General features: G+C 57.8%; 10 protein-coding genes. 8 read left to right on the top strand and 2 right to left on the bottom strand.

All coding sequences use genetic code 11. The features are described 5' to 3' along the window. Nucleotides 1-49 precede the first annotated feature (49 nt). A complete protein-coding gene (locus ACUTQ5_RS06645; protein ID WP_261094571.1) occupies nt 50-1,264 on the bottom strand; it encodes an aspartate aminotransferase family protein in 1,215 nt (404 codons plus the stop codon). A gap of 290 nt (nt 1,265-1,554) precedes the next feature. On the opposite strand from ACUTQ5_RS06645, the gene ACUTQ5_RS06640 reads away from it, so the two are divergent. The 7 genes from ACUTQ5_RS06640 to ACUTQ5_RS06610 all read left to right on the top strand — a co-directional run bounded on the left by ACUTQ5_RS06640 (nt 1,555) and on the right by ACUTQ5_RS06610 (nt 8,705). Then, nucleotides 1,555-1,833, top strand: a complete 279-nt coding sequence (locus ACUTQ5_RS06640; protein ID WP_445650599.1) for a hypothetical protein — start codon at nt 1,555-1,557, stop codon at nt 1,831-1,833. Nucleotides 1,834-2,004: 171 nt separating this feature from the next. After that, nucleotides 2,005-3,279: an ABC transporter substrate-binding protein gene (locus ACUTQ5_RS06635; protein WP_445650598.1), complete on the top strand. Its 1,275-nt coding sequence runs from the start codon at nt 2,005-2,007 to the stop codon at nt 3,277-3,279. A 61-nt stretch (nt 3,280-3,340) separates the two neighbouring features. Further along, nucleotides 3,341-4,282, top strand: a complete 942-nt coding sequence (locus ACUTQ5_RS06630; RefSeq protein WP_445650597.1) for a carbohydrate ABC transporter permease — start codon at nt 3,341-3,343, stop codon at nt 4,280-4,282. Further along, the gene (locus ACUTQ5_RS06625; RefSeq protein ID WP_445650596.1) at nt 4,272-5,105 is read left to right on the top strand and encodes a carbohydrate ABC transporter permease; all 834 of its coding nucleotides are present in this window, start codon (nt 4,272-4,274) and stop codon (nt 5,103-5,105) included. Before ACUTQ5_RS06630 ends, ACUTQ5_RS06625 begins: the two co-directional genes overlap by 11 nt. 3 nt (nt 5,106-5,108) lie before the next feature. Continuing rightward, nucleotides 5,109-6,518, top strand: a complete 1,410-nt coding sequence (locus ACUTQ5_RS06620) for a leucyl aminopeptidase family protein (RefSeq protein ID WP_445650595.1) — start codon at nt 5,109-5,111, stop codon at nt 6,516-6,518. Beyond that, nucleotides 6,518-7,651 (top strand): ABC transporter ATP-binding protein, encoded by a 1,134-nt coding sequence (locus tag ACUTQ5_RS06615; protein ID WP_445650594.1) that lies wholly within the window; start codon nt 6,518-6,520, stop codon nt 7,649-7,651. Before ACUTQ5_RS06620 ends, ACUTQ5_RS06615 begins: the two co-directional genes overlap by 1 nt. Nucleotides 7,652-7,712: 61 nt before the next feature. After that, the gene (locus ACUTQ5_RS06610; protein ID WP_445650593.1) at nt 7,713-8,705 is read left to right on the top strand and encodes a LacI family DNA-binding transcriptional regulator; all 993 of its coding nucleotides are present in this window, start codon (nt 7,713-7,715) and stop codon (nt 8,703-8,705) included. A 9-nt stretch (nt 8,706-8,714) separates the two neighbouring features. On the opposite strand, the gene ACUTQ5_RS06605 is transcribed toward ACUTQ5_RS06610, so the two are convergent. Further along, nucleotides 8,715-9,641, bottom strand: a complete 927-nt coding sequence (locus ACUTQ5_RS06605) for a N(4)-(beta-N-acetylglucosaminyl)-L-asparaginase (RefSeq protein WP_445650592.1) — start codon at nt 9,639-9,641, stop codon at nt 8,715-8,717. A gap of 242 nt (nt 9,642-9,883) precedes the next feature. On the opposite strand from ACUTQ5_RS06605, the gene ACUTQ5_RS06600 reads away from it, so the two are divergent. Beyond that, nucleotides 9,884-10,858, top strand: a complete 975-nt coding sequence (locus ACUTQ5_RS06600) for an alpha/beta hydrolase (RefSeq protein ID WP_445650591.1) — start codon at nt 9,884-9,886, stop codon at nt 10,856-10,858. Nucleotide 10,859: the final 1 nt, after the last annotated feature.

Raw genomic sequence — 10,859 nt, 5'->3', positions numbered from 1 at the left:
GCGAACCTCTTCTTAATCAGGCTGCGCAGGTGTTGGCGCAGCCCGTGTGTTAGCTGCAAATCCGTGCCACGGCTCGCGCGAATCGCGCCAGCCCCTCTTTCACATCCTGCTCAGGAATGATCAGCGAAGGAGTGAAACGCACCACATCCGGGCCGGCGATCAGGGCAATCACACCCTCTTCGTTGGCCAGTTGGGTGATCTGTTTCGCTTTGCCGGCATAATCCTGGGTCAACTGGCAGCCAATCAACAGGCCGCCACCGCGTATTTCAGAGAAAATCGGGTATTGCTGGTTAATCTTGTTCAGGCCATCAAGGAACCACTGGTGGCGTTGCTTAACCCCATCCAGCACCTCCGGCGTGTTGATGATTGAGAACACCGCCCCCGCTACCGCCGTCGCCAGCGGGTTGCCGCCGTAGGTGGTGCCATGGGTACCGACGCCCAGAGTTTTAGCCAGTTCGTCCGTGGTCAGCATCGCGCCGATAGGGAAGCCGCAACCCAGCGCCTTCGCCGTAGTCAGCACGTCCGGCACCACGCCGTATTGAGTATAGGCGTACAGCTCGCCGGTACGGCCCATGCCGGTTTGCACTTCATCGAAAATCAGCACCGCGTCGTGACGGTCGCACAGCTCGCGCAGCCCCTGCAGGAAGGCTGGATCGGCCGGCAACACACCGCCTTCACCCTGAATCGGCTCGACGATCACCGCGCAGGTGTGATCGCCTATCACTTCAGCGGCGGCCGCCAGATCGTTAAACGGCGTGTGGGTGATGCCGCCCGGCAATGGAGCAAAGTCTTTGGAATATTTCGGCTGGCCACCGGCAGAGACGGTAAACAGCGTGCGGCCGTGGAAGGCGTTGTTAAATGCCACAATCTGATTCTTGCTGCTGTTGCCCTGGTCCAGCGCACGTTTACGTGCCAGCTTCAGTGCCGCTTCGTTGGCTTCCGCCCCGGAGTTACAGAAAAACACCTTGTCGGCAAAGGTGGCGTCAATCAACTGTTTGGCCAAACGCAGCACTGGCTCGTTGGTGTAGCCGTTGCCCAAATGCCACAGTTTGCCCGCCTGCTCCACCAATGCTGCCGTCACCACCGGGTGAGCATGGCCCAACGCGTTGACCGCGATGCCGCCGGCAAAATCGATGTAAGACTTACCCTGTTGATCCCAGACCTGCGAACCTTCTCCCCGTACCAGAATAAAATCAGCGGGGGCGTAAACCGGAACCATCCAGTCATCGAAAGACTGGCGGGTAACTGCGATTGGCTGTTCCATAATGACCTCATAACCTCAGCAAAGACTGAATTTTGACTGTAAGGGCCGCTCCAGCCCGGATGTTCCGCAACAAAACAACAAAAACTGCGCCACAAGTTCGACTTTTCGACCGGTGATAACTCTGCCTTTCACCGCCTATTCAGAAACAAATCTGTTACATCAAACGCGTTTTTCGCTATTTATGCCGGGTATCGGCTCCTGGAACGGGGAATAAATGTTAACGAGCAGTTAAAATACATGCCGTTTGATAAAGAGTGTAGAGCAGCTATCGTGCCAAACTGGGATTTTTGGTGGATTTTTCGTTTTTTTACGCTAAAACAACGGGTTACAATGCATACTTATTCAATAAATATGCATTGGTAATGAATAATTGGAAAAATAAGGCCAAAAATCATCATTGGCCGCGAAATCCTATTCAATTACAAAAAACTTCAATAATTCTGATCGCGCTCGCAAAAATAATTTGGCCCGATCTGCGCCCGATCACACTTTCGCGCCACTTCGGTGCAAAAAACGCACCAAACACGGGCAAACCCGCGTCAGATCAGGCTCTGCGTGGCGGGGTGTGAACCATCATCGGGCGTATCTATGGGCAACTTCCGCGCCAGATCTCATATTTGTTAACTTACCGAACAAATTGTTGACAGTCTGGGAACGCGATAATAGGTTAATTTCAATGGAACACGTGTTCCATGATGAAAAAACACACACCGCATCGACTGCACAGCATCGGAGTTATCATGGCTCATTTCTGCTTGCGTACTAACCATAGGATCACCGGGGCCGCACTGGCCGTGCTGCTGGCCCAGCCCATTTCCGCCAGCGCCAACACCAGCATTACCTTCGCCAACTATTTGCCGAATGATTACATCAACAAGGTGATTAAAGACTTTGAGACGGCACATCCGGATATCCAGGTGCAGTCGATCAAATGCGGCTTCGCCGACTGCCATCAAAAGCTGACGACCGCGCTGGCCGTCGGCCAGGGCGCCGCCGATATTTTCAGCGTCAGTACCATCAAGCTGGGCAGTTTTGCCAACTCCGGTGGCCTGAACAACCTGAGCGCCCCGCCATTCAGCATCGATAGTCAGGGTTGGCAGTTTGATCCTTCGATGATCAGCCTGGCAAAGGGCAACGATGGCAACATCTATGGTGTGCCCTACGACACCGGCCCGGTGATCATGATCTACCGTAACGACATGGTGCACAAAGCCGGCGTGAAGATTGAAGACATCACCAAAAGCTGGGACAGCTTTATCGCCTTCGGTGAAAAATTGAAAAAAGAGCAAGGCGCCTACCTGCTCCCAGCCGCTACCAGCCTGATCAACCCGCTGGTGGTCGGCATGAACAGTGAACCGGGCAAGCCGGTCTACACCAAAGACGGCAAACCCAATCTTGATTCGCCGCAAATCAAACAGCTGATGACGGTGATTAAAACGCTGTATGACAAAGGGCTGGCGGCCTCGCTCGACGGTTCAACCAACTCGCAGGAATACATCAAACTGTACCGCCAGGGGAAACTGTTCGCCGATATCGACGGCCCCTGGGACGAAGGCCGCATCGAGCAGGAACTGGATCCGGACGGTGCCAAAGCCGGGCTGTGGCGCGTAACCGGCGTGCCGGGCAATATCAAGGTCAATGCCGGCGGCACCACGCTGGTGATCCCGAAACAGAGCAAAAACGCCCAGGCGGCCTGGCAGTTCATTCAATACTTTATGCAGCGTGACGTAGTGATAGACGCGGCGAAAACCGCCGGCACCTTACCTGCCCGCCTCGACGTGTATAACGCGCCCTACTTTGACACACCGAGCAGCATTCTCGGCGGTCAGCATTCGATGCGCTACTACGCCAGCCTGGTGCCGGATTTGAAACCGGTCGCCTCATCACCGGAAGACAATATCGCCAACGAAATTCTTAACGAAGCGGCGAAGAAAATTCTGGTGCAGCATCAGGACATCGACAGCACCCTGCGCGATGCCAACAAGCTGCTCGAGCGGCGGATGCGCGCTTTGTAATCATCAGATACGGCGGTCAGTCGGCCGCCGACTTTATGTTTTCCGTCGGTTCGGGGAGTCTATGCGTAAGCGATTTTTCAAAGGGCTACTGCACGATCACCGCACTGCCTACCTGCTGCTGCTGCCATTTATGCTGCTGTTCGCGGTGTTCAACGCCTTCCCGATCTTTTTCTCGGCGTTTCTGTCATTTCAGTCGTGGAACCCGGTCAAAGGCCTCAGCTCGATGAAGTTTGTCGGGCTGGACAACTTTTACTATGCCTTCACCGACGATGCCTTCTGGGTATCGCTGGTCAACACCATCAAAATTACGCTGGTGTCCGGCCTCTGCCAGCACCTGTTCGCCATCACCCTGGCCTACTCATTGCTGCACATCATCATGCGCGGCAGACGCTTTTTGAAGGCGGCGATCTTCCTGCCCTACATTACCTCTTCCGTCGCCGTCAGCCTGATTGTGTTCAACCTGTTCTCCCCGGTCGGCATGGTTAACGAACTGCTCAGCGGGTTAGCCACCCGACTGCACCTCGGTGCGCTGGCGGCTGCCTTGCCGATCAACTTCTTTGACAGTGACTGGATCCGCTTCACCATCGCCAATCAGGTGACCTGGAAGTTTACCGGCATCAATGCGGTGATCTACATGACCGGCCTGGCGTCGATCTCACCGGACCTGTACGAAGCGATAGAGCTGGACGGCGCCGGCCGCTGGCAAAAATTTCGCTATATCGCCCTGCCGCTGTTGGCACCCTTTATCTTCTTCGCCACCTTGATGACGCTGATTGGCAATATGCAATTGTTCAATGAACCGATGATCCTGACGCAAGGCACCGGCGGGGTCGACAACAGCGGCCTGACGGTATCGATGTACGTGTACAAAACCGGTTGGTCCTATCTGGACATGGGTACCGCTTCGGCGATCTCCTGGATCCTGTTCCTGTTGATTGCCGTGGTCAGCGCCCTGGTGTTCTGGGGCTTTGGCAAGCGTGGAGGATTGAACGATGACCGCTAACGGCCGCCGTTTTGACACCGGCAAGCTGGTGATTTACCTGCTGGTCTCACTGTTTGCTTCGCTGTCATTATTCCCGTTCTATTGGTCGGCCTTGCTGGCGACGCAGGATACCCGCAGCATCATGGGCATGTCGCTGCGCTTTGGCAGCCATCTGCTGGAAAACTACCAAGGGCTGGAACAGCAGGTACCTTTCACCCGCGCGCTGCTCAATACCCTGTATGTCACCGCCATGGCGACGCTGACCAGCGTGCTGGTGTCCGCCGCTGCGGGCTACGCCTTCAGCGTTTATCAGTTCAAGGGCAAAAAGGTGCTGTTCACCACCCTGATGCTGACCATGATGGTGCCCAGCGTGGTCAACCTGGTGCCCTATTTCTTCGTGATCAAAAGCGTCGGCCTGCTGGATCAGTTCGCCGCCGTCTGGCTGCCCGCCGGGGTCAACATCTTCGGCATTTTCCTGGTACGTCAGTACGTCAGTTCCTCGCTGCCCAGTGAAATTCTCGACAGTGCGCGTATGGATGGCCTGAACGAACTGCAAATATTCCTGCGTATCGGCCTGCCGCTGATGCGCCCGGCGCTGCTGACGGTGGCGATCGTAGTGGTGGTCGATACCTGGAACAACTTTATGCTGCCGCTGGTGGCGTTGCAGTCGCCGGACAAACAAATTCTTCAGTTGGTGTTGCGCAGCCTGAGCGGTGCCACTGCCACGCCGTGGAACCTGGTGATGACCGGCAGCTTCCTGGCGATCGTACCGCTGCTGATCGCCTTTATCTTCTCGTCCAAACAAATGATGGAGAGCCTCACCCGTGGGGCGGTCAAAGGGTAACTTATGCAATCAATCGATATTTACCGCGTTAACGGCGCGAGCGAGCGTCAACAAGTGATCCTGTTTGCTGCCGCAGAAGACCAACTGCCTGCCACCTTGCAAAATGCCGGTCTGCAACGGGCAGGGGTAAGCACGCTTTATCCACTGGGTGACGGCCGTTTTGCGCTCAACATCGGCACGCCGCTGACCCCTGCCGCACTGCAGGATGCCGGGGCGACGATCGCAGCCGGGCAAAAAGACTACGGGCTGCAACAACTGCGCCTGACGTTGGCCCCAGAGTTGCCGACGGATGCCGAGAACTGGCGCTGGTTACTGTTCGGCCTGCGCCTGGGCGCCTATCATTATCAACATCACACCAACGCCCGGCTTGCCGATCCCACGCTGCCACTGAACAGCCGAGACGCGGCCACCCAGGCTCTGTGTGACTGGGCTAACCTGCACGCCGAGGGCGTGATCGCCGGTCGCGAACTGATGAATAAACCGGCCAACATTCTCTACCCGGAAAGCTTTGTTGAAGCGGTAGCACAGTTACCCTTCCGCCATCTGCGCCAAGAGGTATTGGGGGATGAACAAATGGCGGCGTTGGGCTTTGGCGGCCTGCTCGGGGTTGGCCAGGGCAGCGCCCGTGCGTCGCAGTTGCTGCTCCTCGATCACCATCCGGCCAACGCCCGCCATACGCTGGCGCTGGTCGGCAAAGGCGTCACCTTCGACAGCGGCGGCATCAGCATCAAAGGCGCGGCACGCATGAGCACCATGAAGTTCGATATGGGCGGTGCCGCCGCGGTGGTGGGCGCAATGCGCATTATCGACGCGCTGCAACTGCCGATCCGCGTCATTGGCCTATGCGGGCTGGTGGAAAACATGCCCTCCTCCCGCGCCCAGCGCCCTGGTGACGTTGTCACTATGCACAACGGCAAATCGGTGGAGATCATTTCCACCGACGCCGAGGGCCGCATGGTGCTGGCGGACGTGATCAGCTATGCCCAGCAACGCTTCCAGCCGGATTATCTGCTGGATATCGCCACCCTGACCGGCGGCGCCGGCGTGGCACTGGGCAAGGAATATGCCGCCATGATGGGCAACGACCCGGCATTTCTGGCGCAGGTCACCCAGGCGGGCCAGATCAGCGCAGAACCGGTGTGGCCGATGCCGCACGGCGGCTGGTATCGCGGCGTGCTGAAGTCTGAATTTGCCGACTACCGCCACGGCGGTGAAGATCCGCACGGCAGCCCGTGCGTGGCGGCGACCTTTATCAGCGAGTTCGTACAACCGGGCCAACGCTGGGCGCATCTGGACATCGCCGCCATGTCGACCGATATGCCGCACCGCAAGCTGTATGCCAACGGCGCGTCCTCATTCGGCGTGCTGCTGCTGGCGCGGCTGAGTTCCCTGCTTGCCGAAACGGAGCACTGATGGCTTACGTAGAATTGCTTGATATCAACAAACGTTATGACAACGGCTATCAGGCCGCCAGCAACGTGAATCTGCAGGTGGAAAAAGGCGAATTTGTGGTGCTGCTCGGCCCATCGGGCTGCGGCAAGTCCACCACCCTGCGGATGATCGCCGGGCTGGAAACCCTGTCCTCCGGCGAATTGCGCATCGACGGCGAACGCATGAACGAAGTGCTGCCGAAATACCGTGATATCGCCATGGTGTTCCAGAGTTATGCGCTGTATCCGCACATGACGGTGTACGACAATATGGCGCTGTCGCTGAAAATCAAAGGCATGAGCAAAACGGAGATCGCCGGCCAGATTGCCGCCGTCGCCGAAATGCTGCACCTGAGCGAATTTCTGCAGGTCAAACCCGGTCAGCTTTCCGGTGGCCAACGCCAACGGGTGGCGCTCGGCCGGGCGATAGTCCGACGGCCGAAGGTATTCCTGTTTGATGAACCGCTGTCCAACCTCGATGCCAAACTGCGCAACCGCATGCGTCAGGAACTGTCGGCGCTGCACAAGGCTATTGGTGCCACCATTATCTACGTCACCCACGATCAGGTGGAGGCAATGACCATGGCGGACAAAGTGGTGATCATGAACCAGGGCAAAGTCCAGCAAATCGGCACGCCGCTGGATCTCTACCACCGTCCGGTTAATCGTTTTGTCGCCGAGTTTATCGGCTCACCGCAGATGAATCTGTTTGAAGTGCAGGTACAGGTTCAGGGGAGAAGGATTATGCTGCAAGGCGATTCGGGCCTGGTGCTGCCGCTGGCCGCCGCCGATTTCCCAGCGTTGACTCAGCAACAGGGAGCCTGGCTGACGCTGGGCTGTCGTCCGGAAGCCTGTCGTATCAGCGAACCTCTGGCAGAACCGCATCTGACCGGGACGCTGGTATACAGTGAAAATCTGGGGGCAGAAAGCAATCTGTTCGTGCAGGGCGACAACGGCGCGCAATACATCGTGAAACAGCATTCCCCGTTGCAGCAATCTCAAGGGCAACCGCTGGCGGTGACGCTGGATACCAGCGCGCTGCACTTTTTTGACTCACAAACCGGCGAACGGCTGGCTACGCAGGGGGAAACTGTATTACCGAGCGGTATTCTGTGAGACCCTATGTCCGCTGCGCGACCCTACCGCAGCGCCCTGTTTACCCTTGAGTATGCGCACCATGCCGATTAAAAAAGTCACCTCTCACGATGTCGCCCGCGTGGCTGGCGTTTCACGCACCGTGGTTTCCCGCGCCTTTTCCAATCAGGGCCGGGTATCGCAGAAAAACCGCGAACTGGTAATGCGTGTCGCCAGCCAATTGGGCTATGCCCCGGATGCCATCGCCCAGAGCCTGCACACCGGCAAAACCGGCTTTGTCGCGGTGGTGGTAAACCACTTTCATGACCTGTCCGACCTGGAGTTTTTCGACCGTTTAGTGGAGCAGTTGCAAAACAGCAACCGGCAGGCGGTGATGATTCGGCTGGAAGGCATCGAAGATCCGGCCGGTTACCTGAAGCAAACCATTTCCTATCACGTGGATTCTGCCGTGGTGTTCGCCGACCATATCAGCGCACGCGCCGCCAAGGATCTGTTTCGCGTCGCCACGCCGATTATGCTCAACGGCCTGGCGGCCGATGCCCTGTGCGATGCGCTCAACGCCGATGAGGCCCCCAGCCTGCAACAATTGGCGGCACTGATGGCGCAAAAGGGTCAACAACGGGTGGCAGTGCTTGGCGGGCGTAGCAGCGCCAAAGGAGAACAACTGCGCCAACAGACCTTTTTAGCCCAGGCGGCGCAGCAGCAATTGCAGATCGTGGCCCAGCTCAGCGGGGATTACAGCTATCTGAGCGGTTTCAAACTGGCGCCACAGCTGCTGGCGGCACAGCCGGCTCCACAGGCGATCTTCTGCACCGCAGATTCCATGGCGATGGGGGTGATGGATTATATTCGTTTGCATACCTCGCTGCGCATCCCGCAGGACGTCGCGGTCTACGGCTTCGACGATATCCCGATGGCCGCTTGGCCGAGCTACCAACTGACCTCGGTACGGCGGGATATCAGTGCGATGATCGCCGCCATTGTGCAACTGATCGAACTACGCAGCAGCAGCCCGAAGGCTGCGCCGCAACAGGTGACCATTCCCACCGAACTGGTGGTGCGCGCCTCCTGCTAACCCCACCTTTCAGCGGGTAGTCATCATCTCGGCATCGCGTAATTCCGGTGCTGCCATGCCGGTTTGCCACAGCCAGTATTGGATCGGGCCGGGGCAATTGAGGCTGACCACCTTGTGGTTGCCCTGCTTATCGACGGCATGGATCGTCACCCCTTCGGTATAACCGTCCTTCAGGTAGTTCAAATCCTCTATCGCTTCATACACCGCCTGATCCAGCGTCATGCCCATCTTCATGTATAACACCACGGCGCGGCTGGTACCGCAGCGGATGGTCATTTCCCCAGTGTGAGTGCAGGCACAGGCGCCATAGCGGCTGTCGGCATAGGAGCCGCTGCCAATGATCGGGCTGTCTCCCAACCTTCCCGGGTATTTCCACGCCCAGCCCGAGGTAGAAGTAGCGGCACTGAGGCTCCTCCCGCCATCCTGCGCTAAAAACACCGTGGTATCACGCACTCGCTCCGGATCGGTGGCGTTGTTCGACAGCCCGGCCAGCGGAATATTTGGCCAGTCACGACGCTGTTCGGCACTCATCGCCTGCTCCAGCTTTTCCCACCAGACGCGTTTGGAGTCGGCAATCAGATTGTCACCGGCCAGTGCGCCAATTTCGGCAGCAAAACGCGCTGCCCCGGCTCCGACCAGGATCTCGTGGTTAAGATCTTCCATCACCCGGTACGCCACCTCCACCGGATGCAAATAGCCTTGCAATGCCCCTACTGCACCAGTGCGCAAGCTGTCGCCGTCCATCACCGAAGCATCCAGTTCCATCTCACCCAACACATTGGGCCAGCCGCCATAGCCCACGGTGCGCACGCTCGGATCCAACTCCACCAGCTTGATGCCATCAACGATGGCGCGCAGGCCATTGTGCCCCTGCTGCAGCCGTTTGGCCGACAGACCGATGCCCGGATGTCCTTCAGAGTTTGCAATCACAATCATAGGGTTCTGTTTCCCGCACGGCGTTAAGCGCCCAAAAGAAGCACCGGGTTATCCGGTGATCGGCACCAATGGAACACGTGTTCCATTGGTGCTTAAAAAGTATCTTCGCCCCGTAGAAAAGTCAAACTCAGACGGCCGAAAGCGTGGCGTGGCACGCCTTTTCTCAACGTGCTGTACAACCAGCAAACGGCAGTCATTCAACTACACTGTGATCTCGACCGAAAAACGCTTGAGGAGCCATGATGTCCAAGAAAACTGTAGATCCCACCCAACCGGCCGCACAGCATGATATTCGCACCTTTCTGGATGCGTTGAATGCCGGTGGTGGCAAGCCGATGGAACAAATGAAACCGAAGGAGGCGCGCAAGGTGCTGGAGGGCGCGCAGCGTAGCGTCGAAGTGCCGCTGCGCGAGGTCGAAATCAGCGAGAAAACCCTTCATGTCGAAGGGCAGGATATCCTGCTGCACATTGTGCGGCCGGCCAAGGTCAAGGAAGCACTGCCGGTGTTTATGTTCTTCCACGGCGGCGGCTGGGTGCTGGGCGACTTCCCTACCCATGAGCGGCTGGTGCGTGATTTGGTTTACAGTTCAGGGGCGGCAGCGGTGTTCGTCAACTATACCCCGTCACCGGAGGCCCATTACCCGACCGCCATCAATCAGGCCTATGCCGCCACCGAATGGGTGGCCGAGTACGGCGACAAAATCAACGTTGACGGCTCACGGCTGGCGGTGGTCGGCAACAGCGTCGGCGGTAATATGGCGGCGGTGGTCAGCCTGATGGCCAAAGAAAAAGGCACCCCGGCGCTGCGCACGCAGATCCTGCTGTGGCCGGTAACGCACGCCAGCTTTGATACCGGCTCTTATCACCAGTTTGCCGAAGGCCACTTCCTGACCCGCAACATGATGAAGTGGTTCTGGGACAACTACACCACCGATAAAGCGCAGCGTAAGGAGATTTACGCCTCACCACTCAATGCCACGCTGGAGCAGCTAAAAGGCCTGCCGCCGGCACTGGTGCAGACCGCTGAACTGGACGTGCTGCGTGACGAGGGCGAAGCCTATGCCCGGCTGCTCAATGCCGCCGGGGTAGAGGTCACTTCCACTCGCTACAATGGATTGATCCACGATTACGGTCTGCTAAACCCCATCGCCCATGTGCCAGCGGTGCATTCCGCCATCCATCAGGCCGGACGAGCGCTCAAGCATTATCTGGCCTAGA

The sequence above is a fragment of the Serratia sp. NA_112.1 genome, assembly GCF_052691715.1.
This window is presented reverse-complemented; position numbering and strand designations above follow the sequence as displayed.

What these genes read in the sequence shown, in the direction of transcription:
- ACUTQ5_RS06610 (WP_445650593.1), top strand. Translation starts at nt 7,713, where the DNA reads ATGCCGATTAAAAAAGTCACCTCTCACGATGTCGCCCGCGTGGCTGGC.
- ACUTQ5_RS06615 (WP_445650594.1), top strand. Translation starts at nt 6,518, where the DNA reads ATGGCTTACGTAGAATTGCTTGATATCAACAAACGTTATGACAACGGC.
- ACUTQ5_RS06605 (WP_445650592.1), bottom strand. Translation starts at nt 9,641, where the DNA reads ATGATTGTGATTGCAAACTCTGAAGGACATCCGGGCATCGGTCTGTCG.
- ACUTQ5_RS06630 (WP_445650597.1), top strand. Translation starts at nt 3,341, where the DNA reads ATGCGTAAGCGATTTTTCAAAGGGCTACTGCACGATCACCGCACTGCC.
- ACUTQ5_RS06645 (WP_261094571.1), bottom strand. Translation starts at nt 1,264, where the DNA reads ATGGAACAGCCAATCGCAGTTACCCGCCAGTCTTTCGATGACTGGATG.
- ACUTQ5_RS06620 (WP_445650595.1), top strand. Translation starts at nt 5,109, where the DNA reads ATGCAATCAATCGATATTTACCGCGTTAACGGCGCGAGCGAGCGTCAA.
- ACUTQ5_RS06600 (WP_445650591.1), top strand. Translation starts at nt 9,884, where the DNA reads ATGTCCAAGAAAACTGTAGATCCCACCCAACCGGCCGCACAGCATGAT.
- ACUTQ5_RS06625 (WP_445650596.1), top strand. Translation starts at nt 4,272, where the DNA reads ATGACCGCTAACGGCCGCCGTTTTGACACCGGCAAGCTGGTGATTTAC.
- ACUTQ5_RS06635 (WP_445650598.1), top strand. Translation starts at nt 2,005, where the DNA reads ATGGCTCATTTCTGCTTGCGTACTAACCATAGGATCACCGGGGCCGCA.